A 26,992-nucleotide genomic window follows, 5' to 3' on the forward strand; every position below is an offset into this window, starting at 1 on the left:
GTCCGGCCCTCCTCGTCAGACGAGGGTCTGCTGCCAGGCGGCATGCAGCTGCGCGAACTTGCCGGTGCCGGCGATGAGCGCGGCGGGGGCGTCGTCCTCGATGATGCGGCCGTGCTCCATCACCAGCACCCGGTCGGCGATCGCCACCGTGGAGAGGCGATGCGCGATGATGATCGCGGTGCGGTCGGCGAGCAGCGTCTGCAGCGCGTCCTGGATCAGCCGCTCCGACGGGATGTCCAGCGAGGCGGTCGCCTCGTCGAGGATCAGCACGGCGGGGTCCGCCAGGAAGGCGCGCGCGAACGAGATCAGCTGCCGCTGCCCCGCCGAGACGCGGCCGCCGCGCTTGTTCACATCGGTCTCGTATCCGTCGGGGAGCGACTCGATGAACGCGTCCGCGCCCACCGCACGCGCCGCCGCGCGGACCTCGTCCATCGTCGCGTCGGGCTTGCCGAGCGCGATGTTGTCGGCCACCGTGCCGCTGAACAGGTACGCCTCCTGCGTGACCATGACGATCGCGCGACGCAGATCCTTCGGGTGCAGATCGCGCAGATCCACGCCGTCCAGCGTCACGGAACCGGCGGTGGGGTCGTAGAAGCGCGACACCAGCTTGGCCAGGGTGGACTTCCCGGCCCCCGTGGTCCCCACGAGCGCGATCGTCTGCCCCGCCGGGATGTCCAGCGTGAAGTCGGGCAGGATCACCCGATCAGCCGCGTAGCCGAACCGGACCCCGTCGAAGCGCACGTGTCCCTTGGCCTCCCACAGATCGACCGGTGCGGCCGGATCCGGAACCGTGGGCACCTCCTCCAGCACGCCGGAGACCTTCTCCAGCGCCGCCGTGGCGGACTGGAACGAGTTCAGGAACATCGCGATCTCCTGCATGGGTGCGAAGAAGTTGCGCACGTACAGGACGGCGGCGAGCAGGATGCCGACCTGGATCTGGCCCTCCGCCATGCGGACGCCGCCCCAGACCACGACCACGCCCAGGGTGAGCGCGGCGACCGCCATGAGGCCGGGTTCGAACGTGCCGAACAGCAGCATCGAGCGCCGGTTCACGTCGCGGTAGTCGCCGGCGACCTCCTGGAAGGAGACGTCGTTGCGGGGCTCCTTGCGGAACGCCTTGACGGCGCGGATCCCGGTCATGGTCTCGACGAACTGCACGATCACCTTCGCGCTGATCACCCGCGACTCGCGGTACACGAGCTGCGAGCGCTGGTAGAACCAGCGCATCAGGTACACCAGTGGGATCCCGGCGAGCACGAGCACCACACCCGACTGCCAGTCCACGAGCACCAGCGCGATGAACGTGAACACCCCGTAGAGCAGACCCGAGACGAGCTGGTTGAGCCCGCCGTCGAGGAGCTCGCGGATCGAGTCGAGGTCGCTCGTCTGCCGGGAGATGATCCGCCCCGACGTGTAGCTCTCGTGGAACTCGAGGCTGAGCCGCTGCGTGTGCAGGAACATCCGCTTGCGCAGGTCCAGCAGCACCGCCTGCGTGATGCGCGCGGTGAGCACCGCGTACCAGCCGATGAGCGCGGATCCGAGCGTGCCGACGACGAGGTACACGACGCCGACCGCGACGGTCGGGATCCAGTCCGCGTGCTTCAGCACGGCAGGAAGGGCGGTGTTCAGGCCGTAGGCGACGAGCGCCGGGCCCGCCACCTGCGCGGCCGTCGAGATCACCAGCACCAGCGCGGTGAAGGTGATCTGCACCTTGAGCGGCGCGATCAGCGACCCGAACAGCCGCAGCGAACGGCGACGGATCGCCCTGCTCTCCTCGCGCGTCAGATCGGAGCGGTCCTCGTCCTGTGTTCCGACGACACTCATGCCTGCACCTCCTCTGCTTCGATGCGGTTCTCGTCCGTGGGGGATGGCGTCCCTTCGTCCTGCTCAGGGGCCGGCGCGGCGACGACCGGGATGGCCCCGGTGCGCGCCGCCTCCTCCGCCTCGAGACTCGAGATCACGTGGCGGTAGTGCGCGCTCGTGCGCAGCAGCTCCGAGTGCGTGCCGACCGCCGTCACCTTGCCGTTCTGCAGCAGCGCCACGCGGTCCGCGAGCGCCACGGTCGAGGGCCGGTGCGCCACGATGAGCGCGGTCGTCTCGGCGAGCACGTGCCGCAGCGCCTCTTCGACGAGGGCCTCGGTGTCGACGTCGAGTGCCGACAGCGGGTCGTCGAGCACCAGCACCTTCGGCTTCGCCGCGACGGCGCGCGCCAGAGCCAGCCGCTGGCGCTGCCCGCCGGACAGGCTCAGGCCCTCCTCGCCGATCATCGTCTCGACGCCCTCGGGGAGCGTGTCCACGAATCCGGCCTGCGCGACCTCGAGGGCCTCGCGGAGCACCCGCTCGGCCTCGGGGCTGTGGATGTCGAGATCCGCCCGGCCCAGCAGCACGTTCTCGCGCACGGTGGCCGAGAACAGGGTCGCATCCTCGAACGCCATGGCGATGTGGGTGCGCAGCTCGGCCAGGCTGAGATCGCGCACGTCGACCCCGTCGAGCGTCACGCGCCCGCCGGTCACGTCGTACAGGCGCGTGGGCAGGGTCGTGAGCGTGGTCTTGCCGGATCCGGTGACGCCGACGAGCGCCATGGTCTCGCCCGGGCGGAGGACCAGGTCGATGCCGTCGAGCAGGTCGCGCTCGTGCGGGCGGGCGTCCTGGTAGCGGAACCGCGCGCCCTCGAACGCGAGCTCGCCGCGCGGCTCGGTGATCGTGACCGGCTTCTCCGGATCCGTGATCGTGTTCTGCTCGTCGTAGATCTCGAACACGCGGTCGGTGGCCGTGCGCGCGTCCAGCATGAAGGAGAACAGGAAGCCGATCGACTCGATCGGCCAGCGCAGCACGGTCGCCATCGCGAAGTACGCGAACAGCTCGGGCGCCGTCAGCGCGCCCTGCGCGATCAGCCAGATACCGGCGACCAGGTTCAGCGCGAACGCGATCTCCGGCATGAGCACGAGCCAGAACCAGATCCACCCGACCGACCGGGCCTTGCTGAGCTCGGTCTCGCGCAGGGACTCCGCCTGGCGCGCGAACTTCACCAGGGCGTGCTTGCCCCGGCCGAACGCCTTGAGCACGCGGATGCCGTGCACGCTCTCCTCGACGCTCGTCGCGAGGTCGCCGGCCTGATCCTGGCTGCGGCGCGTGAGCACGCCGTAGCGCTTCTCGAACAGGAAGCCGGAGATCCACAGCGGCACCGCGGTGAGCAGGAAGATCGTGCCGAGCAGCCAGTGCCAGCGGAACAGCAGCACCGCGCCGATGAGCATGGTGAGCAGGTTGACCACCAGCAGCACGAGGCCGAAGGCCAGCCAGCGGCGGATCAGGCCGATGTCCTGCATCATGCGGCTGAGCAGCTGACCCGACTGCCAGCGGTCGTGGAAGGCGACCGGCAGTCGCTGCAGGTTCGAGTAGAGCTGCGTGCGCATGCGGTACTCGACCTGGGTGGCCGGGTTGAGCACGAACTGCCGGCGCAGCCACACCATGAGCGCCTCGCCGAGGGCGAGCACCGTGACGGCGACCGCACCCCAGATGATGGCGCCGATCTCGCCGGTGGCGATGGGGCCCTCGAGCACCACCTGCAGCAGCAGGGGGACGCAGAGGGCGATCACGGCCGCAGCGAGCGCGGAGACGCCGCCGCCGACGAGGCGCCAGGCGACCGGCTTGACGAACGGCGCGAGGCGCGCGAGCGCGCGGGGCGTGGACAAGGTGGAGGCGGAGGAGGACGAGGATTCTTCAGACATGGTTCTCAGCAGTGACGTATCGCATCAGGGGATGGCAGGGGACGAGAAGGAGCGGATGCGATGCATCCGTGCGATGAGCGGCCGGTGTCTTTCGACGGCACCGGGGCCGGAGGAGGAACCGGAGCGGTTCAGTCCTCGGCCGGCGCGAGGGGCGAACCGGCGACAGCGCTGATCGACGACGCAGTGGTGATCGTGGGCATTGTGTCCTCCTCGGTTCGACGGCCGCCGGGTCGGTTGACGCGACAGCCGTCCAGCCTATGTTTGTGAGCCGTCTGTGCGCAAGCGTTTTCCCGAAACCGATCTCACGTCCATCATGACCGCGCCCGGATGGCGGCGGCGATCCGGGCGCTCGTCGTCGGATCGGATCAACCGGAGCGTTCGGTTTCGGTCAAGCGGACAGCCGCGCCCGCCGGGGCCGTCAGCAGGATGGGAGCACGATCCGAATCGAAGGAGCCGCCATGCCGGAACCCGTCGAGACGATGGTCGCGGAGATCCTGCGCCTCGTCCGCTGCGAGTCGCCGTCCGACGACCTCGCCGCCGTCGCTCGCAGCGCCGACGCCGTCGCGGAGCTGGGCACGACCCGCCTCGGCGCGGCGCCGGAACGGATCGTGATCGACGGATGCACGCACCTGCGTTGGCGCTTCTCTGGCGAGCCCCGCATCCTCGTGCTCGGCCATCACGACACCGTCTGGCCCGTGGGGTCCCTCGCGGAGCTGCCGGCCCGCGCCGACGAGGAGACCGTGGTGGGGCCCGGATCCTTTGACATGAAGGCCGGGCTCGTGATCGCGTTCCACGCGCTCGGCCTGCTTTCGGATCTCACCGGGATCACCGTGCTCGTCACCGGGGACGAGGAGCCTGGATCGCCCACCTCGCGGACGCTCATCGAGGACGAAGCCCGCGTCTCGGCCGCCGCCCTCGTGCTGGAGGCTGCGGGCCCCGGCGGCGCGCTCAAAGTGGCCCGCAAGGGCGTGTCCCGCTACGAGGTCGCCGTGCTCGGCCGCGCCTCACACGCCGGGCTCGACCCGGAGCAGGGCGTGAACGCGACGCTCGAGCTCGCGCATCAGGTGCAGGCCGTGGCGCTGCTCGGCGATTGCGACGCCGGGACGACCGTCACCCCGACGCGGACGAGCTCCGGCACGACGACGAACACCGTGCCGGCCCAGGCATCGTTCTCCGTGGACGTCCGCGCCCTCACTTCCGCGGAGCAGGAGCGCGTCCACGCCGGGATGCTCGCCCTCCGACCGCGGATCCCCGGAGCGCGCGTCGCCGTCGACGGCGGCATCAACCGCTCCCCTCTCGCCGCGGACTCCTCGTCCGAACTGTTCCGGCGGGCGCAGGTGGTCGCCGCCCGTCTCGCGCTGCCGCCCCTCGCCGGGATCAGTGTCGGCGGCGCCTCGGACGGCAACTTCACCGCCGGGGTCGGCACGCCCACGCTCGACGGACTCGGTGCCGTGGGCGGCGGCGCGCACGCCGCCCACGAGCACGTGCTGATTGCCGAGCTCGAGCCGCGGGTCCGCCTGCTGGCCGGCCTGATCGAGGACCTCCAGGCCACGCCGCCCGCGCCACCCGCCGCGCAGACCCCGACGGCGTCCGCCCCGATCAGGGTTCCGTCACCATGAGCGGCCTCGCCGTGGACGCACGCGACGACACGGCCATCGACGCCGGGCGCACCGCCGCGTCCGCCGCGGCCGCGTCCGGGGTGGGCATCCGCCTGCTCGATGACGTGCGGGATCTCGCCGCCGTGCGCGCCCTGTACGAGGGCATCTGGCACACGGGTGCGACGAACCCTCCCGTCACCGCCGACCTGCTGCGCGCGCTCGTGCAGGCGGGCAACTACGTCGCGGGCGCCTTCGACCACCGCGACGACGGGCCGGAGCTCGTCGGCGCCTGCTTCGGCTTCTTCGGACCGCCCGCGTCCCGGAACCTGCACAGCCACATCGCGGGCACGCTCCCGCACGTGCGCGGCCGGCGGCTCGGGTTCGCCCTCAAGCTGCACCAGCGCGCCTGGGCGCTGCGCCACGGTGCCGACACGATCACCTGGACCTACGATCCGCTGATTCGGCGCAACGCGCACTTCAACCTCGGCCGGCTCGCCGCCTCGGCCGCCGCCTACCTCCCGTGCCTCTACGGAGCCCTCGACGACAGCATCAACCGCGACGACGAGACCGACCGGATCCTGGTGCGCTGGGAGCTGCGCGCGCCGCAGGTGCTCGAGGCCGCCGAGCGCCGTCCGCGACTGATCGACGCCGCCGCGGCCCGCGCCGCGGGCGCCGTCGTCGCCGTACAGCCGGACGCCTCGGACGCCCCGCAAGTCACGGACTTCGACGCCGACACGGTGCTCGTCGGGGTGCCCGCCGACATCGAGCGCCTGCGCGAGACTGACCCCCGGCGGGCCGCCGACTGGCGCCTCGCCGTGCGCGACGTCCTGGGGGCGCTGCTCGCCGACGGGGCGACCGTGCGCGGCTTCGACCGCGCCGGGTGGTACATCGTCGACAGACAGGAGAGGTCATGAGGCTCGAGGGCGTGGAGATCCGGACGATCCGGATGCCGCTGGTGTCGCCGTTCCGCACCTCCTTCGGCACCGAGACGGTGCGCGAGGCGGTGCTCGTGCGGGCGGTCGGCGCCGACGCCGAGGGATGGGGTGAGTGCGGCGCGAGCGCGCTGCCGCTGTACAGCTCGGAGTACACGCCGGGAGCCGCCGCCGTGCTGGCCGACGTGCTCGTGCCCGCCCTCGACGCCCGCGGCGACCTGGATCCGCACCGGATCGCGGGGATCCTGTCGCCCTTCAAGGGCCACCGCCAGGCCAAGGCCGCGCTCGAGACAGCGATCCTGGACGCCGACCTCCGCCAGCGTGGCGTGCCGCTCGCGTACCACCTCGGCGCGGTGAAGGAGCGGGTCGCCTGCGGCGTCTCGGTGGGCATTACCCGGACGATCCCCGCGCTCCTGGACGTCGTCGAGGGCTACCTCGCCGACGGGTACGTGCGGATCAAGCTCAAGATCGAGCACGGCTGGGATCTGGATCCCGTCCGCGCCGTCCGCGAGCGCTTCGGCGACATCCTGCTGCAGGTCGACGCGAACGCCGCCTACGGCCGGGCAGACATCGAGCACCTCGCGAAGCTGGACGCGTTCGACCTGTCGCTGCTCGAGCAGCCGCTCGCCGCCGACGACCTCGCCGGGCACGCGATGCTTGCACGACGGATCGGCACGCCGATCTGCCTGGACGAGTCGATCCTCTCCGCCGCCCATGCCGCGCAGGCGATCGAGCTGGGCGCCTGCCGCATCGTGAACATCAAGCCTGGACGCGTGGGCGGCTACCTGGAGTCGCGCCGGATCCACGACCTCTGCACCGCGCACGGCGTGCCTGTGTGGTGCGGCGGGATGCTGGAGACGGGGATCGGCCGCGCGGCGAACCTCGCGCTCGCCGCCCTCCCCGGGTTCACGCTGCCCGGAGACACCTCCGCGTCTGAGCGCTACTACGCGACGGATCTGACCGAGCCGTTCCGGCTCGAGGACGGCCACATGGCCGTGCCCTCGGGGCCGGGCATCGGCGTGACGCCGGATCCGGATGTGCTCGACGCGGTGACGGTCTCCGGCGCCTGGATTCCGCTCGCGCCATGATCGTCCGAACGCGCGGCCACGGCGCCCTGCAGGAGCGCCCGGAGAGCCGCCGACGCCCCGTGCTAGCGTCGCGAAGGTGCCCCCGATGAACCACCGCCCGCAGGTCACCCTCGTGCGCGTGCTCGAGGCGCTGGACACCACGCTGCTCACGGTCGTCTGCGGAACGGTCGCGCCCGAGCGCACGATCGAGGCGATCGTGATCCACGATCCCCGTGACGAGCCGGACGCCCCCCGCAACTCGCTCGTGATGGGCGTCGGCGTGGAGGAGCCGGAGCTCGTACGGCGCCTGCTCCCGCTGCTCGCCCAGGCCGGTGTCACGGCCCTCGTGGTGCGCGCGCCGTTCGTCTCCGACGAGGCGCTGCGCGCCGAGGCCGAGGCGACGGGGGTCGTGGTGCTCGCGCTGAACCCCGGCACGACCTGGGCGCACCTGGCCGGCATGCTGCGCTCGCTCATGACGCCCGGGGACCCGGACGAGGCACGCCCGGTCACCTTCGGCGGTATCCTCGCCGGCGACCTGTTCGCCGTCGCGGACGCGATCGCGGCACTGCTGGAGTCCCCCGTCACGATCGAGGACCGCAACGCCCAGCTGCTGGCCTTCTCGAACGGTCCCGAGCAGCAGCGCGCCCCCGGCATCCGCGCCCGGCCGCTGCCGTCGCAGGACGTGCGGGCGCTCGAGGAGAGCGGCGCCCTCGCGCAGATCACCCGGAGCGAGTGGCCCGTCGAGGTCGCCACCGGGTCCACCGGCGACGAGGTGCGCACGGCGATCGCGGTGCGCGCCGGGGACGAGGTGCTCGGCACGATCTGGACCGCGGGCACGCTCACCGCCGAGCGCAGCGCCTCCCTGCACGACGCCGCGAAGCTCGTCGCGATGCACATGGTCTGGCAGCGCACCGACGCCGACGTCGAGCGCCGGCTGCGCGCCGAGCTGCTGCGCACGGCGCTCGGGGGCGGTCCCTCCGCGGGCGAGGCCGTGCATCGGCTCGGCCTGCGCGAAGAGTCCTGCGTCGTGCTCGCCCTCACCCTGCACGATCCCGCCGCCGAGCAGCTCTCGCACGCGCACCTCGCCGCGGAGCGCAAGCGCGTCGCCGACGCCTTCGCTGTGCATCTGTCGTTCGCGCACCCGCGCTCGGTCTCCGGCCTCGTCGGCGACGTCGCCTACGGGGTGCTGCCGCTCGCGTCCGCGATCGACGCCGACGACGAGGGCGACAGCGCGGTGCGCGTGGCGACTGAGTTCCTCGCCCGGATGCGCTCCGCGCTGCGCCCGCTTATCGGGGTCGGGGCCGTGGTCTCCGAGACCGGGCTGCTCCCCCGCTCCCGGGCGAGCGCAGACCGCGCCCTGCGCGTGCTGCGCGCTGGGATCGTGGACCGGCAGGTCGCGCGGCTTGACGAGGTGCACGCCGAGGCGCTGCTGCTCGAGCTCACCGGATCCGCCCGCGACATCCCGTCCGGGCCGCTCGCGCGCCTCATCGCCTACGACGAGACGCACGGGAGCAGCCTGACCGAGACGCTCGAAGCGTGGCTCGACGCGTTCGGGGATGTCGGCGTCGCCGCGGCGGCGAAGTTCGTGCACCCCAACACGTTCCGCTACCGCCTGCGCCGCGTCGCCGAGGTCGGCCGCATCGACCTCGACGACCCGAACGCGCGGTTCGGCGCGATGATGCAGCTGCGCCTGCGGGCCATCGCCCCGGAGCGCTGACCCGGGCCGGCCGAGGCCCGCGCCCGGGTCCCCGTCAGCGCTGCGGCGCCACCGGATCCGGCAGGCCCAGCGCGCCCAGCAGGCACGCCAGCCACGCCGCGTCCTGCGCGACGATCACGTCTTGACCGGTGCCGGATCCGTGCCCGGCGTTCTCGTACACGTGCAGCAGGATCGGCGCCGACCCGCGCTGCGCGGCCTGCATGCGCGCGACGAACTTGCGCGCCTGCCACGGCGGGCAGCGCGGATCGTTCGCTCCGGCCTCGACGTAGAGCAGCGGATACTCCGCCGGACGCACCCGCTCGTACGGCGACAGCGCGATCATGCGGGCGACGTCGACCGGGTCCTCGGGGTCGCCCCAGGCCTTGCGGATCACGAACTCCAGGTACGGGTTGCGGAAGCCGCCGACGAGGTCGAGCAGAGGGGCGCGCGGCAGCACGGCGCACCACAGGTCGGGACGCGCGGTGATCGCGTTGCCGCACATGAGTCCGCCGTCGGATCCCCCGGAGAGCGCGAGGCGGCCCCGCGCGGCGATCCCCGCGGCGAGCACGTCCTCGGCCACCGCGAGGAGGTCGCCGTCGCGCGTGCCGCGCCGCTCGCGATCGGCAGCGCGGAACCAGGCGCTGCCGAACTCGCCGCCCCCGCGCAGATACGCCTGCACGACCGTGCCCCCGGCGGAGAGCACCGCCGCGAGATCCGGCCGGTACTGCGGGAGCGTGGGGATGCCGGCGGCGCCGTAGGCGGAGATCAGCACCGGTGCCGGGGCCGCAGCGCCCCGCGGGCGCACGACATGGTACGGGATCGCGGAGCCGTCGGCGGCGATCGCCTCGCGCAGCTCGGCGGTCGCGTCGATCGCGATCCGGGGCTCCTGCAGCACCTCGAGCGCACCCTCGGGACGATGCCGGTAGACGCCCCACGACGTGGTGAGCGTCGAGAAGGCGAAGACGAAGGATCCGTCCCGGCTCTCCGCGGCGAGGCCCGTGAGCGGGAAGAAGGGGGCGGCGAGCGCGCCCTCGCCCGGCAGCGGCACGACGCCCCGTTCCGCGCCGTCGCGGTCGAGGATCCGCACGCGCGCCGCGGTGCGGTGGAACTCGCTCAGGTACAGCGCATCCCCGACCGGGAGCACGGAGCGCAGCACCGCCTCCCCCTCGGGCACGAGCTCGGTCCAGCACGCAGGATCCGCCGGATCCTCGGCGTCGAGCGGGATCGCGACGAGCCGTCGCCGCGGTGCGTCGAGGTCGGTCACGGCGACGTAGCGATCCCCCACGATGTGCCCCACGGCGGTCTCCGGCCGCGGCGAGAGGAACGGCCGCCAGCCGTTCCCGGGGCGGGACAGGTCGCGCACCGCGACCGGGAACGGCGTGCCGACCCGGTGGACGGCGACCGCCCAGCGCCCGTCCGGCGAGAACTGGATCCGGGTGTATTCGCGGGAGCCGTCCGGGATCGGCACGTCCTCGATCGCGGAGGGCCCGCGCGTGCCGAGCTCTCTCCGGTACACGACCTGCCGAAAGTCCTGGGCGGGGCTGCGCAGCCCCAGGAACGCGAAGCCCGTGCTGTCGGGGAACCATGAGATCCCGCCGCCCCACGCGCTGTGCAGCGGCTCCGGCGGCGCGTCGTCGCGCAGCGAGCCGGTCACGACGTCGACCAGTACGACGCGGTTGTGCTCGCTGCCGTCGGTGCAGACGCCCACCGCGAGCACGGCGCCGTCGGGCGACGGGGCGAACCAGCTGAGCACCGCCGTGCCGCCGGGCTCGTCGAAGCGGCGGAGGTCGAGGAGGACACGGCCCGCGCCGTAGGGCTCGTCCGAGACGAGGAGCCGGCCGCCCTCCGCGCGGAACCACAGGCCGCCCCCGCTGCGCGGGAGCTCCGGCCAGGCGCCCTCGTGGCTGTGCTCCACCAGGGCCCGGATCGCGTCGCGGTCGTGGCCGGACCAGAGGGTCTCCTCGGCATGGGCGGCCTGGGCGCGCTGCCAGTCCGCCACCTCGCCGGGCACCGAGGCGTCGCCCTCGAGCCAGCGATAGGGATCCGGCACCGCGATGCCGGCGACGATCTCGACGACGTCCTCGGTGCGGGTGCGCGGTGCGGCGCTCATCGGACGGCCTCGCCCGCCGACGTGGTCCCGGCGTCCCGCGGCGCCGGAGCCGTCCCGGCGTCAGCGGGTCCGAACTCCGCCTGCAGCCGGTCGAGGTGCCCCGGCACGAGCGAGACCCGGTGCCGGTGCGCGACCGCGTCGAACGCCGTCGCGACGTCGGCGATCGGATCGATCCCCGCGCCCGCGCCGGTGCCGGTGATCCCGGCCCAGAGCCCAGGGCCCGCCGCCCGGAGGTCGACGAGCACGTCGCCGAGGGGGTCCAGCGCGTGTTCGAGGGTGCCCGGCGCGGGTATCCGTTCGGAGACCGCGACCTCCCAGTCGAACGGCCGCGGCGAGCGCTCCGTGAACGAGACGACGGGGCCGTGCCCGTGGGTCATGGCGATGACCCGCAGCGCGTCGCCGAGTCGGGCGTGCAGCAGCGTGCCGAGCGTCGGCCTGCCGTGCAGGGGCTCCCGGCGCACGTGCGCGTTGTGCGCGAGCACGAGGATCCGCTCCTCGCGCTCGGCGATCCAGGCGACCGTATCGGCCATGAGCCGCTCGCGGGGGTACGGCCCGGGCTCGCCGTCCCAGGCGAGCTCGGCGAGGAACGCGTCCAGCGTCGCGGCGCTGCGCCGGGCGATCTCGTCGCCGTCGCGGTCGACGCGCGCGATCAGCCCGGCGATGCGGTCGCGGATCCGGTCTCGCGCCGCGTCGTCCAGCCCGTCCCACGCGATCGCGGCCGCGGTGCGTCCGCCGAGGTCGGTGATCCGTCGCAGCGCGTCGTCTCCGTCCTGCGCGGGGATGCGGTCGAGGCAGACCCGCACGGCGGCGCCCGGCGAGGTGGAGGATCCCGGGAGATCCATGCCCCAGAATCGCAGCGGAACGCGCGCGCCGGCATCCGGCGAGCCCGCTCGATCCGCCCGGCGCCGGGCGTTCTCCGCACGCATCCAGGCGAGCTGACGCCGCACGGCGTCGGACTCGCCGAAGCCGTAGGTGATCCCGGCGCGGGCGACGTCCTCCGCCTCGCCCGGGCCGCCCTGGATCCACGCGTCGACGGTCAGGCCCTCGGCGAAGCCCGACTCGCGCACGAAGGCGGTGAAGCCGAGCTCGGTCGCGAGGGTGCGGAACAGCCCGTCTCCGAGCCGCGCGAAGTCGTCGACGCCGTGCGCGCCCTCGCCGAGGAGCACCACGCGGGCGTCGCCGATCAGCGCCCGCACCGTCGCGGTGTCCCACGGCTCGCCGGAGGCCGCCAAGGGGCGGGCGTAGGTCGGCTCGGTGTCGTGCATCGGGGTTGATCCTCTCACCGCGGACGGGGTCGGTCGCTGCCGACCGGTCCCCTCCGCGGATCCGTCACTGCTTCTGCTTCTCGGTGAAGTACCACTGCTCCGGGGAATAGATGAACTTCAGCAGTCCTTCGAACGTGTCCGGCGGGCCCGAGAGCGTGCTCCTCCACACGATCAGGTTGTCGGGGGTCGGCAGGAACAGCACGGGCAGGTCCTTCGAGAGCAGGGTGGTCTCCGCGCTCAGCGCCTTCGGATCCGATCCGAACACGCTCGCTTCGATGGCCTTGTCCGCCTCGGGGTTGCTGTAGCTGCCGAGGTTGAAGCTGCCGTCGGTGTTGAAGACGCCATTCGCGGTCGGGTACGACGCCATGACCAGCGGGCCGCTGTCCTGCATGGCCCACTCGTTCGTGTTCGCCGGAGCGCCGGGGTTCGTGTAGTTCTCGTACATGTAGTTAAGCGACTTCGAGACGACCTTGACGTCGATACCGAGCTTCTTCGCCTCCGAGGAGAACGCGAGGTCCCGCGCCCCGACATAGCTCGGAGAGCTCGCGGAGGCCAGTGTGAAGGCGATCTTCTGCCCCTGCGCGATCCCCTCGCCGCAGCGGTCGGATCCCGCACCCGGCTTTTCACAGATCGTGCCGGCCTTGTCGACCTTCCAGCCGTGTGCGGTCAGCAGCTTCTCGGCCGCCTTCGGGTCGAACGGGTACAGCGCCTTGTCGCCGAAGTCGGGCGGGAAGACGGAGCCCAGTCCGACCGTGGCGTAGTTCTCGCTCGCGGCGCCGTTGTAGACGCCGCGGCTCTTGATGTAGCCGGGCTGGTCGACGAGGTGCTGCAGCGCCTGACGCACGTAGGGCTGGGCGATGATCTTGTCGAAGCCGCCCGCGGTGTTCGCGAAGTTGATCACGAGCGGGTCGGAACGCGCCGGCGCGGGCGCGGCGTAGACGTTGTAGCCCTTCGCGCGCAGCTCCTCGATCTTCGAGGAGTAGCTGGAGTCGAGGCGCCCCACCGTGATGGTGCCCGCCTGGTACTGGTTGTAGATCGCGGCGGCCGAGGTGAAGGCCTTGAAGTCCACCCGCTCCAGCGCGTGCTTGCCCGGGCCGGTGTACGCCTTGTTGGGCGTGAGCGAGAAGGATCCGGTCGTCGGCTCGAAGCTCTTCAGGGAGAACGGCCCGTTCACGACCTGCCACAGCGGGTTCGTCGCGAACGTGGACTGGTCCGAGGACTGCCCGGTGAGGAACGTGTAGATCGCGCTCGCGTTCGCGGGGTCGGTGTAGTCGAGCACGGGCCCGCCGCTGGCCGCGATGCTCCAGTCGGCCGACGGGATCACGACGAGCTGCTGCAGGAGCGACTCGAGGTAGGCGGGGTTGTAGGCCTTCTCGAGCGTGAGCACCACGGTGTCGGTTCCCTGCGCTGTCGCCGTGACGCCGTCGGGGAACTGTCCCGGCGTATAGAACGCCCAGTTTGCCGCGCTCTGCGCGACGGCGGCCTTGAGGATCGCGAGCGAGAAGACGACGTCGCCGGCGGTGACGGGCTTGCCGTTGGACCAGCTGTTCTTCTTCATCGCGATCGTCACGGTGCGACCCTCGTCGCTGTACGCGGGCGCCGAGGCGAGGCTCGTGTCCGCGTTGCTCTTGCCGTCCGCGTCGGCGCGGTACAGGGTGCGCCACATGAGGTCGTTGCCGATCACCGCGCCGTTCGCCGCGGCCGGCGGGTAGGGGAAGATGTAGTTCGGCGCGAGGCCGGGCGTCATCGCGATCGTGACCACGCCGCCGTCCACGGCCTTGCCGCTCGCGGCCGGGATCGTGTGGTACTGGGACGGGTCGACCTTCGAGGCCCCGGCGGTGCAGCCGGTGGTGATCAGGGCGGCGGCGACCGTGAGCGCGATCAGGAGGCGCCGTCGCCTCCGGGGAACCTGCGGGTTCATGCTGTGCTCCTTCTTCGGGTTCGTCGGGGCTTCGTCGAGCGGGCGGATCGGGTGTCCGGGATCCGAGGGGGCCCGCTGCGTCTCGGATCCCGGTGCTTCGAGAGTGCAGGAGCCCGGAACCCGCCCGTTCAGAGATCCGGACAGATTCCGCGCGCCGCGGCTGTCGGGGCGGACACACCCCGCCGCTCGCTCATCGGCGGCGGTCCAGCACGTCGCGCAGCGCGTCTCCGAGCAGGTTCAGGCCGAGCACCACGAGCACGATGCACAGGCCCGCCGGGTAGATGAGCCACCAGTTCCCCGCGGTGATGTAAGCGACGCCGCTGGAGAGCTGGCTGCCCCAGTCGGTGACGGGATAGCTCAGCCCGAAACCGAGGAATCCGAGCGCGGCGATCACGAGGATCGCGTCGGCGACCTGGAAGGTGAGGTTCACGATGATTACACCGAAGGTGTTCGGGATGAGGTGCGTGAAGATGATCCGCTGGTCTCCCGCGCCCATGAGCCGCGCGGCCTGCACGAACTCCCGCACTCGCAGCGAGAGCACCTCGCCGCGGATGAGCCGCGCCGAGACGAGCCAGGAGAAGCCGCCGATCACGAGGCTGAGCGTGAGCGGCGTCGCAGTGAACCGTGCAGCGATGATGAGCACGAAGAACAGGAACGGGATCGCCAGGAGCACGTCCACGAACCGCATCATGATCGCGTCCACCACACCGCCGGCGAGGCCCGCGACGGCGCCGTAGACCGTGCCCAGGGTCGTCGCGAAGACCGCCGCGAGCAGGCCGATCTCGAGCGAGACCTGACCGCCCAGCATGAGCCGTCCGAGCACGTCGAAGCCGTTCGGATCCGTTCCGAGCGGGTACCCCTCGCCGGGCGGCAGCAGCGCGTCGAGCAGGTTCACGTCCGTCTGGTTCGTGGGGTACAGCAGCGGTCCTGCGAAGCTGAACAGCGCGAGGAGCAGGAGCAGCGAGGCGCCCGTCACCGCCATCGGGTTCCGCCGCAGCGCGCGCAGCACGGCGCGGACCGGCAAGGGGCGCGCCGCCGTCGCGGTCGCGACGATCACGTCGGTCTTCTCGGACAGCTCGGGGTGTGCGGTCGTCATCTGCTCAGCTCGATCCTTCGGTCCGCGCTTGCGACCACGAGGTCGGCGAGGAGGTTTCCCAACACGGTGAGGGCGCCACCGATGAGGGTGTAGGCCAACAGCACCGGATAGTCCTCGCGGTGCAGGCTGTTCAGGAACAGGAGGCCGAGACCGGGGTAGTTGAACACCGACTCGACGATGAGGTTGCCCGCCAGCAGCGTCGGGATCATGACGCCGACGAGGGTGATGAGCGGGATGCAGGCGTTCCGCAGCAAATGGCGCATCAGCACGATCCGCTCCGGGGCGCCCTTAGCGCGCGCGACGGTGATGTAGTCCATGCCGAGCTGCTCGAGCGCGGCCGAGCGCTGGTACTGCGAGAACACCACGACGTTGGTGAGGGCGAGAGTGATCAGCGGCAGCGCCATCGCGCGGGGATCCGTGAACACGACCCACGGCGAGGGGGACTGCGAGGCCTCGGCCGGGAAGAGCGGCACGAGCTGGCTGAGCAGCGCGATCAGCAGGAGCGCGACCAGGAACGACGGCGTCGCGTAGAGCAGATAGGCGATGCCGGTGGCGGCGCGGTCGACGACCGTGTTGCGCCGGACCGCTTGGAGGATGCCGAGCGGGATCGCGATGGCCAGGGCGAGCACCAGGCCGGCGAGGGAGAGCACGGCGCTGCGTCCGGCGTTCTGCGCGAACAGCACCGAGACCTCCTCGTTCAGCTTGTACGAGCGTCCGAGGTCGCCGTGCAGCAGCTGCACGACGTAGTCGACGTACTGGACGAACAGGGGCCGGTCGAAGCCGTTCTCGCGGTTGAACGCCTCGACCGCGGCCGCCGACGCCTGCGGGCCCAGCACCACCCGCCCCGGGCTGTCGGAGATGAGGTGCAGCATCACGAAGATCACGATCGAGATGCCGATCAGCACGAGCAGCGAGATCAGGATCCGCCGCAGCAGGTACGAGATCATGCCGCCTCCTCCGTCGCGGGCCGCGGCGTGGGCTCCGAGGCGCCCGTCGCATCGCCCGTCTTCGGCTGCAGGGGGAAGTGGCAGGCGACCTCGTGGGCCGCGCCGACCGCCTCCAGCACCGGCTCGACCGCGGCGCACAGCTCGGTCGCGAGCGGGCACCGCGTGCGAAACCGGCAGCCGCTCGGGGGATCCAGGGGGCTGGGCAGCTCGCCGCGCACGCGCTCGGCCTGATCCGGCGCCGGTGCGTCCGGATCCGCGACGGGCACCGCCGCGAGGAGCCCTGCGGTGTACGGGTGCGCGGGCCGCTCGTAGACCTCGTCGGTCGCGCCGATCTCGACGATCTTGCCGAGGTACATCACGCCGACGCGGTCGGAGAGGTAGCGGACGACGGCGAGGTCGTGCGAGATCACGACGCTGCTGAGCCCGCGCTCGCGCTGCTGAGTGCGCATGAGGTTGAGTACCTGGGAGCGGATCGAGACGTCCAGCGCGCTGACCGGCTCGTCGGCGACGAGGACGTCGGGGTCCAGCGCGAGCGCGCGGGCGAGACCGATGCGCTGCCGCTGGCCGCCGGAGAGCTCGTGCGGGTACCGCTCCAGGATCGACGGGCCGAGCCCGACCGCATCCAGCAGCGCGATCGCCCGCTCGGTGCGCTCGGCGGCCGTGCCGATCCCCTGGATCGCGAGCGGCTCGCGCAGGATCGTGCCGATCGTCATCTTCGGGTCGAGCGCGGCGCCCGAGTCCTGGAACATCATCTGCAGTTTCGCCCGGCGGGGTGCGAGCTCGCGTCGGCGGACCCCCGAGACCTTCGCGTCCTCCAGGCGCACCTCCCCGGCCGTGGGCCGGTCCATCGCGACGAGCATGCGCCCGAGCGACGACTTGCCGCATCCGGACTCTCCGACCAGGCCCAGGGTCTCCCCCGCCCGCACCGCGAAGCTCACGCGCGAGACGGCCTTCACGGTGCGCCGTCGCCCCTTCGGCGCCCAGCCCGAGACGGGGTGCTCCTGCACGAGATCGACGACCTCGAGGCGGGCCTCGGTCGAGGCGTCGGCGGCGGAGGCGCGGGCGAGCGCGCGACCCGGGGCCGCGGCCGTCGCGTCGGTCACCGGGTTCCAGCACGCGAAGACGTGTCCGCCGTCGCCCTCGAGCCGCGGACGCTCGGTGCGGCAGCGCTCAGTCGCGGCGGCGCAGCGCGGCGCGAACCGGCAGCCGGGGACCGACTCGGCCGGATCCGGGGGCGATCCCGGGATCGAGTGCAGCTCGACGCCCCGATCCTGCTCGAGCGACGGGATCGAGTCCAGCAGCGCCCGCGTGTAGCGATGCCGCGTCTGCCGGAACAGAGACCGGGTGGGCCCGGTCTCGACGAGTCGTCCGGCGTACATGACGCCGACCCGGTCGGCATGGCGGGCCACCACGCCCATGTCGTGCGTGACGAGGATCATCGCCATGCCGAGCTGCTCCTTGAGCCGTCCCAGCAGATCGAGGATCTCCGCCTGGATCGTGACGTCGAGGGCGGTCGTCGGCTCGTCCGCGATGAGCAGATCCGGTTCGGCGATGAGCGCCATCGCGATCATCACGCGCTGGCGCATCCCTCCGGAGAGCTGGTGTGGATAGTCGCGCATGCGCTCGGACGGCCGCGGGATGCCCACGAGCGCCAGCATCTCCTCGGCCCGGCGCAGCGCCTGGCCGCGGCTCGCGAGCCCGTGCAGCAGCAGCGGCTCCGCGACCTGGTTGCCCACGCGCCGGGTCGGGTTCAGGGCCGTCAGCGAGTCCTGGAAGACCATCGAGATCCGGCGTCCGCGCAGTGCCCGATAGGAGCGCGGGTCCGCGCCGACGAGCTCCTCGCCGTCGAACCGGATCGACCCGCTCGTGATCGCGGATCCCGTGGGCAGCATCCCCATGATCGACAGGCCGGTCATGGACTTGCCCGATCCGGTCTCGCCGACGATGCCGAGCGTCTCGCCGCGCGTGAGGTCGAGGTCGACGCCGGTGATCGGACGGACGGTCCGCTCCCCGGCCCTGATCTCGACCGAGAGGTCTCGAATCGTCAGCATCGCCTGCTCCCTCGCGCCCACCGCTCCGCGCGGCGCTGGCCTGTTCATCCATGATCCTGCGACACAGCGCCGGCGCGGCGTTCGTCCGCTCCGTCGAACGGAGAGGTCTCTGTTCGTCCTCGGGGACGACCCTCGACGTCCGAGCGGCCTCAGCGCGCGGAGAGTCGTCCGAGCTGCTCCCGGAAGAGCCGCTGCAGGTTCCCGCCGAGCACGCCGAGGATATCCGCCTCGGCCCATCCCCGGCGCAGCAGCGCCTCGGTGACGAGGGGCAGCCCCTCCGGACCCTCCAGCCCCGGCAGGTACACGTCGGCCGGGACGCCCTGCACCTCGGTGACGACGCAGCACGGCGGCGTGGTCTCGCCGATGACCTCCCGGACGAAGTCGGGTCCGAGGCCGACGTGCTCACTCCCCGCGATCGCCGCGATGTGCTCGAGGTGGTCGACGAGACGGTCGATCGTCGCCGGCCGATCGTCCAGGAAGGGCGCGAAGAAGTTCACGCAGACCACGCCGCCGCCCGCGGCGATCGCGGCGAGGTGCTCGTCGGAGAGGTTCCGATGGTGCTCGCGCAGCGCCCGCGCCGAGGAGTGCGTCGCGACGACCGGACGCGTCGCGATCTCCAGCACGTGCGACACCCCCGCAGCACCGAGGTGGCTGAGGTCGACGAGCATGCCGACCCGCTCCATCTCGCGCACCGCACGGATCCCGGGGGCGGGCAGGCGGCTGCGGGCGGCGTCCTCGCCGGATCCGTCCGCGAACGCGCCGCGGCCGACATGCGTGAGCGAGCCGACGCGCACGCCGAGCCGGTGCATCGTCGCTATCAGCTCCACGTCCGCGTCGAGCCCCGGCATACCCTCGAGCGCGAGCACGAGCGCGATCCGCCCGTCCGCGATCGTGCGGTCGACGTCCTCGCCGGTGCGGCACAGAGCCACGCGCCCGGCGTTATCCTCGGCCAGGCGATGCGCGGCCTCGATCATCCGCAGGGTGCGCCGCAGCGCCCCCTCGGGGCGGTGGGCGTCCTCGACGAACACGGGGAGGACCTGCAGATCCACGCCGCCCTGCTCGAGCTGCGGCAGCCAGCGCTCCCGGAAGAAGCTCCCCCAGCGCTCGGGAGGGCGCGCCACGACCGCGCAGAGCAGGTCGTTGTGCGCATCCGCGACCACGGCGCGGCGATGCAGCGCGCGAGCGAGCCCCGGCGCGGTCATGACGCCACCCGCCGATCCGCCCGGCCCGCGTGCAGGAACAGCGCCCTGCCGGCGCCGTCGTCGCCGAGGAAGGCGACCGGCTGGCGGACCCCGTCCTCGGCCTCGGTCGGCAGGAAGGAGTCGCCGCGCCACCGCACGAGCCCGGTGCGATAGGGGGCGTCGCCCACCTCCGCGGCGATGCCCACCGGGGTGCGCTCGAGCAGCAGCGCCCCGTCGCGGCCGCGCCGGACCTCGGTCACGGACGTCGCCGAGGCGTAGCGCCCCTCGTAGCGGTGCGTCTCGCCGAGCGGCTCCCCCGAGGGCTCGGGCGGTGCGGGACGCGGCGCCTCCGCGAACTCCGCCAGCACGTCGCCGAGGATCTCGGCCGCGAGCGCCCTGCCTCCCCCGCCGTTGGCGAGGACCGCGACGAAGATCCCCCGCCCCGGCTCGACGCGCAGGAGCGCCGACTGCCCGATCGTGCTGCCGTCATGCCCGAACAGCGCGCATCCGCCGTGGTCGAAGAGCTCCCACCCCAGCCCCCAGCCGACGCCCTGCGCGATGTCCGGGAGCCGCACCCGCGAACGCCGCATGGCCTCCGCCGACGCGGGCGACAGCACACGGGCCCCGTCGGCGGCGGCGCCCGCGTCCCGGTGCAGCCGGGCGAAGGTCAGGAGGTCGGCGGCGCGCATCGCGAGCATCGATCCGGCGGGCGCGTTCGAGCGGCCCATCGACCACACCGGGACCGGCGCCAGGGCCGCACCGGGCTCCGGCGCGAGGTGCCCGACGGCGGTCCGCCGCAGCACGGCCTCGGCCGCGTCCACGGCGGCGTGGTCGAGGCGCAGCGGATCCAGGATCCTCTCGCGCAGTGCGCGCTCCCAGGTCTGCGCGCGCAGCACCTCCACGATCCGCCCGAGCAGGCAGTAGCCGGCGTTGTTGTACGACCAGAGGGCGCCGGGCGGGAACAGCGCCGGCGTGCGGTCCGCGAGCAGCGCCGCATAGTCGCGGAGCGCCTCGTCCCCGGCCCCGGTGTCGTCGAACACGTCGCCCTCGAATCCGGCGGTGTGGGCGAGCAGCCGCCGGGCCGTGATCCCCCGGTCGGCGGGGGCGCCGGAGAGCCGCAGCCCCGGGAGCACGTCGACGATCGGGGCGTCCAGGTCGAGCAGGCCGTCGTCGACGAGCTGCATGACGAGGGTCGCGGTGAAGGCCTTCGTGATCGAGCCGATCTGGAACACCGCATCGGTCGTCGCGGTCACGCCCGTCGCGAGGTTCAGCACGCCGTCCGCCGCGACGGCGCCGCGGTCCCCGATCCCCACGGCGATGGACGCCGCCGGCACGCCGTGCGCGCGGCGGAGGGCGGGAAGCCGCTCCTGGAGAGCGGTCTGGAACGCATCGAGATCGGGCATGATCCACCTCCGGTCGCGCCGAGCCTAGGGCGCGACCGGAGGAGGCGGTTCATCCGTGCGGACGAGTGCGGCCGCCGCGCTTGGTCCGCGCGGCCAGGGCCTCACGCGGCGAGCGCGTGTCCGGCCTCCCGGTCCAGGAGACGGCGCTTCACGTCCTCTCCCCAGGCGAAGCCGCCGAGGCTGCCGTCGGTGCGCAGCACCCGGTGGCAGGGCACGAACAGGGCGGGGGCGTTGCGCGCGCAGATCGACGCCGCGGGGCGCACTGCCCCGGGCTTACCGAGCGCGACGGCGAACTCGGTGTAGGTGAGCGGTTGACCCGGGGTGATCCGGCGCAGCGCCGCCCACCCGGCGGTCTGCATGTCGGTGCCGAACTGGCGCACCTCGACCGTGTCGATCGCGGTGACGTCGCCGGCGTAGTACGCGGCGACCGCGTCGGCCGCCGCCGTGGTGCCCTCGACGACGTCGGCGGGACGGTTCTTCTCCGCGAGGCGCTGCAGGATCGCGTCGTGATCGGCCGTCCAGCCGGAGGCGAGCACGCGGTTGCGCTCGTCGGCCAGGATGGTGAACGGGCCGTCGGGGGTGTCGATGGTCTGGATGATGGCAGTCATTTCGAGCCTTCCGTGATCGAGGTGGTCAATGCGGTCTTCGAAGCGAGGGCGGACGCGGAGGCGTCCACGGCGCTCGGCGCGCCGCTGCCCTTCCTCACGGTCTTGGCCGGGGCCGCACGCCAGAGGTGGGCGGTGAGATAGCTGCGCCAGGGCGCTGTGCGCGTCGCCCAGACTGTGAGCGGTCCGGGTTCCGACGGGAGTCCCGCCGCGCCGGCCCCGGCACGCGCTGCCACGTCGCCGGGCAGGAACACGTCGGGATCGCCCAGCACGCGCATGCGCACGTAGTCGGCGGTCCACGGCCCGATCCCCGGCATCGCGAGCAGCGCCTCCCGCTGGGCCGCGCCGTCGTCCCCGGCGGTCAGCCGCAGTGACCCGTCGGCGAGCGCGGCCGCCGCGCCCGTGACGGCCCTGATCCGGGCCGCCGGGCCGCGCAGCACCTCGTGCCCGCGCTCGGCGATCGCGGCCATCGTCGGGAACAGGATCCCCTCCTCTGTCCCTTCCGGGCCGGATCCGACCCGCTCCCCCAGCTCCTGGGCGAGCTGCGTCAGTGCGGTGCGTGCGGCGGCCACGGTGATCTGCTGGCCGATCATCGCGCGGATCAGCATCTCGTGCGGATCCGCGGCGCCCGGCACGCGGATGCCGGGTACGGCGGCGACCAGCGGAGCCAGCGGCTCGTGCGCGGCGAGCGCGGCGTCCACAGCCTCCGGATCGGCGTCGAGGTCGAACAGCCGACGGGCGCGGGTGACGAGCGGGGCCAGGTCGCCGAGCTGCGTCAGCCGGGCGCGCAGGTGCAGACGGTCTGCGCCGTCCAGGCTCAGCGCGAACCAGGCCGGTCCGCCGTCCAGGCGCAGGTGCCGGGCGAAGCTGCGCTCACCGGCCTCCTCGACTCCGGGCAGCGCCCTGGCGCGCATCCAGGCGAACAGGCCCGCCGCGTCGAACGGCTTCCGGTAGGGCAGCAGCAGGTCGATCTCACCCGGGACGACGGTCGCCGCAGCGCCCGCCTCGCGTGCGTGCCGGCGTGCCCGCAGATCTCCCGGAGCGAGGCCGAACACCTCGCGGACCGTGTCGTTGAACTGGCGCACACTCGCGAAACCCGCGGAGAACGCGACGTCGGCGATCGGCAGGTCGGTGCCCACCAGCAGCATGCGGGCGGTGTGCGCCCGGTGCGCGCGGGCCAGCGCGAGCGGACCCGCCCCGAGCTCGGCCGCCAGCAGTCGGGTGAGGTGCCGTGTCGAGTAGCCCAGGCGCGCGGCGAGCCCCGGAACGCCCTCACGCTCGACCACCCCGTCGGCGATGAGGCGCATGGCCCTCGCCGCGACGTCGCCGCGCAGGTTCCACTCCGGCGAGCCCGGCGCGGCCTCGGGCAGGCACCGCTTGCACGCGCGGTACCCCGCCTCGTGCGCCGCCGCGCTCGTCGGGAAGAATGTGACGTTCTCCGGCTTCGGGGTGCGGGCAGGGCAGCTCGGGCGGCAGTAGATGCCGGTCGAGCGGACCGCCGTCACGAACTGTCCGTCGAAGCGGGTGTCACGCGCGTCGATCGCCCGATACCGCTCGTCGAAGGTCATCCCGGGGAAGCTCATGCCTCCACTCTGGCATGTCCGATTCCCGCAGGCTCGCGGAAATCGGACATGACAGTGCCCCCTCTCCCCCTGCGCCTTCTGCGCCGAACCACCCCCTTCGCGCCGAGCCACCCCCCTGCGCTCAGCGCGCAAAGGGGTGGCTCGGCGATAAAGGGGTGGCTCGGCGCTGTCTCCGTCACTGAGGGAGGGCGCAGCCCAAGGCGCAGGGATCCCAGGGAAGGTGATCCTGCCCGGGCCCGGGATCCAGCTCAGTGGAAGAAGTGGCGCTCTCCGGTGAAGAACATCGTCACGCCGGCCTTGCGCGCAGCGTCGACGACCTCCTCGTCGCGCACGGAGCCGCCCGGCTGCACGATCGCCGTGACGCCGGCGTCGATGAGAACCTGAGCACCGTCGGCGAAGGGGAAGAACGCGTCGGAGGCGGCGACGGATCCGGCGGCGCGGTCGCCCGCGCGCTCCACCGCGAGACGGCAGGAGTCGACACGGTTGACCTGGCCCATGCCGACGCCGACCGTGGCGTTCGCCTTGGAGAGCACGATCGCGTTCGACTTCACGGCGCGGCACGCCTTCCACGCGAAGATGAGGTTCTCCATCTCCTGGTCGTCGGGGCGCTCGCCCGAGACCAGCTCCCAGTCCTTCGCGACGGAGACGATGTCGTCCGGGAAGCGGTCGGCGTCCTGCAGGAGCAGCCCCCCGGACACCAGACGCACGTCCATGCGCTCCTGCTGCCAGTCGTCGGGCAGCTGCAGCAGCCGCAGGTTCTTCTTCGCCTTGAACACCTCGAGCGCTGCGGGTTCGAACGCCGGCGCCACGATGACCTCGGTGAAGATGTCCTTCAGGTTCTCGGCCATCTTCAGGGTGACCGTGCCGTTCGCAGCGATAACGCCGCCGTAGGCCGACACCGGGTCGCACTCGTGCGCCCGCAGGTGCGCGCTCGCGATGGGATCCAGGGCGTTCGGCGCGGTGGTGGCGATGCCGCACGGGTTGGCGTGCTTGATGATCGCGACGGCGGGATGCACCATGTCGTACGCCGCACGCAGGGCCGCATCGGCGTCGACGTAGTTGTTGTACGACATCTCCTTGCCCTGCAGCTGCGTGGCCTGAGCGATGCCGTGTCCGCCCGCGCGGGTGTAGATCGCACCGCGCTGGTGCGCGTTCTCGCCGTATCGCAGCGTGGCCAGGCGCTCGGCCTGGATCGTGAGGTGCGCGGGCAGGTCGCCCTCATCGATCAGCGTGCCCTCGGCGAACCAGGACGCGACGGCGGCGTCGTAGGCAGCGGTGTGCGCGAAGGCCCGGGCGGCGAGCTCCCGGCGCTGCGCCAGCGTGGTGCCGCCGGCCGCGACCGCGTCGACGATCGCAGGGTAGGACTCCGGGGAGACCACGATGGCGACGTTCGCGTGGTTCTTCGCCGCGGCGCGCACCATGGCGGGTCCGCCGATGTCGATCTGCTCGACCACGTCGTCACCGACCGCCCCGGAGGCCACGGTCTCGACGAACGGGTACAGGTTCACCACGACGAGCTCGAACGGCTCGATGCCGAGGTGCTCGAGCTGGCCCTCGTGATCCTCCAGTCGCAGATCGGCGAGCAGACCACCGTGGATGGCGGGGTGCAGCGTCTTGACGCGTCCGTCGAGCATCTCGGCGACGCCCGTGACGGCGGCCACGTCGGTGACGTCGATGCCCGCATCGCGAATGGTCTGCGCGGTGGATCCGGTCGACACGATCTCGACGCCGTTCTCGGCGAGTGCCTGCGCGAGCGTCACCAGACCGGTCTTGTCGCTGACGGACACGAGGGCGCGGCGCACCCGCACCTGGTCGCGGGGACGGTAGAGGGACGGGTCGTGGGCAGGACCGGCCATCGGGGGGTTCCTTCCGGGTAGGCGTCAGTTCGGGGAGGGACGGGCGCCGAGGTCGAGCTCACCCTCGGCGATGCGGCGGACGACGTCGATCAGCAGTCGTCGCTCGACGGGCTTGATGCGCTCGTGCAGCGAGGACTCGGTGTCGCCCTCGAGCACCGGCACACGCTCCTGGGCGAGGATCGGTCCGCTGTCGACACCGTCGTCGACCACGATCACGCTCGCCCCGGTCTCGGTCACTCCCGCCGCGAGGGCGTCACGCACGCCATGCGCCCCGGGGAACTCGGGCAGGTATGCCGGGTGGGTGTTGATGATGTTCGGCGACCAGGTGGCCACCACGTCGTGCGGCAGCAGGCGCATGAGGCCGGAGAGCACGATGAGGTCGGGGTTCCAGACCTTCAACTGGGCGTCGAGCTCTGCGCCCCACGCCTCCCGGCTGTCGAAGCGCTCCCAGGGCACGACGAAGGAGGGGATACCGAAGGCCTCGGCGTGTGCGAGGCCTTCGGCCTCGCGGTCCGCGCCGATCACGATGACCCTGGCGGGGAATCCGGGGTCGTCCGTCGCGTCGAGGAGGGCACGAAGATTCGAGCCGGTGCCCGAGATGAGTACGGCGACCGTCAGCACCACAACAGTCTAGCCGGGCGGGCGCACCCGCCGGTCCGCCGTGAAGCGGCCGCTCAGACGCCGGTGGGACGGAGCGCGTCCTCGTCCTCGTCAGCCGGCCAGGCGTCCCCCGTCGCCGCGCGACGTCGTGGCGCGAGCAGGAGGATCGCCGCGCCGACGAGCACCTCGAGGCCGAGCGCGAGCGCGACCGGACCCGGCTCGGGGCCGGCGACCCCGAGCCGCCCGGGGCCGAGGGATCCGCGGGACAGCGCGGCGAGCAGCGCGCCCGCACCGCCGGCGAGGACGGCGATCCCCGCCGCCGTCACCGCCCGGGCGCCGAACGTCGCCTCCGCCCCGGCGGAGACCTGGCGGGAGCGGATCAGCCACCCGGCGAACGCGCCCGCGCCGATCGGCACAAGCACCACGATGAGCCACCACGGCGACGAGCTGTCCGGCACGAGTCCCAGCAGCGGGACCCCGGGCACGACGCCCAGCACGGTGCCCGCCGGCGACACGGCGGTGCCCGCGCCGATCGCGAAGCCGGGGCCGGCGATCCACGCCACGGCCCACGCCACGAGGGTCGGCAGGTAGGCGAGCTGCGCCAGCCCGATCACGACGACGCCGAGCCCATCGGCGCGCAGCGCTTCGAAGAGCGCCACGGTCTGGCCGCCGCGGACCAGGGCGACGATGGCGACGGCGAGCCCTGCCGCGCCCACGACCGCGGTGGTCGCCGCAGCGGCGCCCCGCACCACGTCGCCGGGCACCTGCGCCCAGTCGGGGAATCGGTCCAGCGCGTCCTGCACCCGATCGACGAGCCCGCCGTCGCCCTCGGCCCACGCGGTCGCCACCGCGCCGGCCAGCGCACCGCACAGGAATGCGAGCGGCGGGAACAGCATCGCCATCCACAGCGGCGTCCGCACGCCGCCGAGGCCGCCGGTCAGCGCGGCGACCGCCGAGATCGCAGCGAAGACGACGGTGCCGCCGACCACACCGGCGGGCCAGGATCCGGCCAGCGCGGCACGGCGGCCCGAGCGGGCCGCGAAGATCGCCGTGAAGCCGAGCAGCAGCAAGGGGGTGACCGACAGCGCGAAGCGTGCGGCGGACGGATCCAGCCCCATCGCGCGCACGACGGCGTCGGGCAGGGCGACCGCGAGCGGCACTCCGTGTCCGAACTGCCACAGCGTCGCGGTGGCCGGCCACAGCGCGCCCCAATCGGCACGCGGCCCGAACGCGACCGCCCAGATCACCGTGAGCGGCGCGAGCAGAACGGCGAGGCCGATCGCGGCCGCCACGACGGCGTCGACTGCGGCCAGGAGCACGATGAGGAGGCGTTGCATGACGGCTTCGAGCCTA

19 protein-coding genes are annotated in these 26,992 nt (G+C 72.7%); 4 read left to right on the top strand and 15 right to left on the bottom strand.

Annotated elements, in window-relative coordinates; translation table 11 throughout:
• Positions 1-15 precede the first annotated feature (15 nt).
• Entirely contained in the window at positions 16-1,824 is a 1,809-nt protein-coding gene (locus AERO9AM_RS14030) for an ABC transporter ATP-binding protein (protein ID WP_159576698.1), read from the bottom strand.
• Positions 1,821-3,728, bottom strand: a complete 1,908-nt coding sequence (locus AERO9AM_RS14035) for an ABC transporter ATP-binding protein (RefSeq protein WP_159576699.1) — start codon at positions 3,726-3,728, stop codon at positions 1,821-1,823. The genes AERO9AM_RS14030 and AERO9AM_RS14035 overlap by 4 nt, the downstream gene beginning before the upstream one ends.
• Positions 3,729-4,186: 458 nt before the next feature.
• Here AERO9AM_RS14035 and AERO9AM_RS14040 point away from each other — a divergent pair, with 458 nt between their 5' ends.
• From AERO9AM_RS14040 to AERO9AM_RS14055, 4 genes are all read left to right on the top strand, one after another.
• Positions 4,187-5,347, top strand: coding sequence for a M20 family metallopeptidase (locus AERO9AM_RS14040; RefSeq protein WP_201298649.1), 1,161 nt, complete (start codon positions 4,187-4,189; stop codon positions 5,345-5,347).
• Positions 5,344-6,240: a GNAT family N-acetyltransferase gene (locus AERO9AM_RS14045; RefSeq protein ID WP_159576700.1), complete on the top strand. Its 897-nt coding sequence runs from the start codon at positions 5,344-5,346 to the stop codon at positions 6,238-6,240. The genes AERO9AM_RS14040 and AERO9AM_RS14045 overlap by 4 nt, the downstream gene beginning before the upstream one ends.
• Positions 6,237-7,346: an o-succinylbenzoate synthase gene (gene menC / locus AERO9AM_RS14050; protein ID WP_159576701.1), complete on the top strand. Its 1,110-nt coding sequence runs from the start codon at positions 6,237-6,239 to the stop codon at positions 7,344-7,346. The genes AERO9AM_RS14045 and menC overlap by 4 nt, the downstream gene beginning before the upstream one ends.
• Positions 7,347-7,431: 85 nt before the next feature.
• On the top strand, positions 7,432-9,042 hold the full coding sequence (locus AERO9AM_RS14055; RefSeq protein WP_159576702.1) for a PucR family transcriptional regulator: 1,611 nt from the start codon (positions 7,432-7,434) through the stop codon (positions 9,040-9,042).
• Positions 9,043-9,076: 34 nt separating this feature from the next.
• On the opposite strand, the gene AERO9AM_RS14060 is transcribed toward AERO9AM_RS14055, so the two are convergent.
• The 13 genes from AERO9AM_RS14060 to AERO9AM_RS14120 form a co-directional block, all read right to left on the bottom strand.
• The gene (locus AERO9AM_RS14060; RefSeq protein ID WP_159576703.1) at positions 9,077-11,131 is read right to left on the bottom strand and encodes a prolyl oligopeptidase family serine peptidase; all 2,055 of its coding nucleotides are present in this window, start codon (positions 11,129-11,131) and stop codon (positions 9,077-9,079) included.
• A complete protein-coding gene (locus AERO9AM_RS14065; protein WP_159576704.1) occupies positions 11,128-12,396 on the bottom strand; it encodes an erythromycin esterase family protein in 1,269 nt (422 codons plus the stop codon). The genes AERO9AM_RS14060 and AERO9AM_RS14065 overlap by 4 nt, the downstream gene beginning before the upstream one ends.
• Before the next feature lie 64 nt (positions 12,397-12,460).
• Positions 12,461-14,317, bottom strand: coding sequence for an ABC transporter substrate-binding protein (locus AERO9AM_RS14070; RefSeq protein WP_159576705.1), 1,857 nt, complete (start codon positions 14,315-14,317; stop codon positions 12,461-12,463).
• A 190-nt stretch (positions 14,318-14,507) separates the two neighbouring features.
• Positions 14,508-15,413: an ABC transporter permease gene (locus AERO9AM_RS14075; protein ID WP_159576706.1), complete on the bottom strand. Its 906-nt coding sequence runs from the start codon at positions 15,411-15,413 to the stop codon at positions 14,508-14,510.
• Positions 15,410-16,360 carry an ABC transporter permease gene (locus tag AERO9AM_RS14080; protein WP_159576707.1) on the bottom strand — a complete coding sequence of 317 codons (951 nt, stop codon included), beginning with the start codon at positions 16,358-16,360 and terminating at the stop codon, positions 15,410-15,412. Before AERO9AM_RS14080 ends, AERO9AM_RS14075 begins: the two co-directional genes overlap by 4 nt.
• Entirely contained in the window at positions 16,357-18,411 is a 2,055-nt protein-coding gene (locus tag AERO9AM_RS14085; protein WP_201298650.1) for a dipeptide ABC transporter ATP-binding protein, read from the bottom strand. Before AERO9AM_RS14085 ends, AERO9AM_RS14080 begins: the two co-directional genes overlap by 4 nt.
• Before the next feature lie 149 nt (positions 18,412-18,560).
• On the bottom strand, positions 18,561-19,613 hold the full coding sequence (locus AERO9AM_RS14090) for a dipeptidase (RefSeq protein ID WP_159576709.1): 1,053 nt from the start codon (positions 19,611-19,613) through the stop codon (positions 18,561-18,563).
• Positions 19,610-20,995, bottom strand: a complete 1,386-nt coding sequence (locus tag AERO9AM_RS14095; RefSeq protein WP_159576710.1) for a serine hydrolase domain-containing protein — start codon at positions 20,993-20,995, stop codon at positions 19,610-19,612. Before AERO9AM_RS14095 ends, AERO9AM_RS14090 begins: the two co-directional genes overlap by 4 nt.
• 101 nt (positions 20,996-21,096) lie before the next feature.
• The gene (locus AERO9AM_RS14100) at positions 21,097-21,603 is read right to left on the bottom strand and encodes a methylated-DNA--[protein]-cysteine S-methyltransferase (protein WP_159576711.1); all 507 of its coding nucleotides are present in this window, start codon (positions 21,601-21,603) and stop codon (positions 21,097-21,099) included.
• The gene (locus AERO9AM_RS14105) at positions 21,600-23,183 is read right to left on the bottom strand and encodes an AlkA N-terminal domain-containing protein (protein ID WP_159576712.1); all 1,584 of its coding nucleotides are present in this window, start codon (positions 23,181-23,183) and stop codon (positions 21,600-21,602) included. Before AERO9AM_RS14105 ends, AERO9AM_RS14100 begins: the two co-directional genes overlap by 4 nt.
• A gap of 248 nt (positions 23,184-23,431) precedes the next feature.
• A complete protein-coding gene (gene purH, locus AERO9AM_RS14110) occupies positions 23,432-25,039 on the bottom strand; it encodes a bifunctional phosphoribosylaminoimidazolecarboxamide formyltransferase/IMP cyclohydrolase (protein WP_159576713.1) in 1,608 nt (535 codons plus the stop codon).
• Positions 25,040-25,063: 24 nt separating this feature from the next.
• Positions 25,064-25,660 (bottom strand): phosphoribosylglycinamide formyltransferase, encoded by a 597-nt coding sequence (gene purN, locus AERO9AM_RS14115; protein ID WP_159576714.1) that lies wholly within the window; start codon positions 25,658-25,660, stop codon positions 25,064-25,066.
• Positions 25,661-25,713: 53 nt separating this feature from the next.
• Positions 25,714-26,976: a cell division protein PerM gene (locus AERO9AM_RS14120; protein ID WP_201298651.1), complete on the bottom strand. Its 1,263-nt coding sequence runs from the start codon at positions 26,974-26,976 to the stop codon at positions 25,714-25,716.
• Between the last annotated feature and the right edge of the window lie 16 nt (positions 26,977-26,992).

The organism is Microbacterium sp. 8M, assembly GCF_902506375.1.
Classification (GTDB): Bacteria; Actinomycetota; Actinomycetes; order Actinomycetales; family Microbacteriaceae; genus Microbacterium.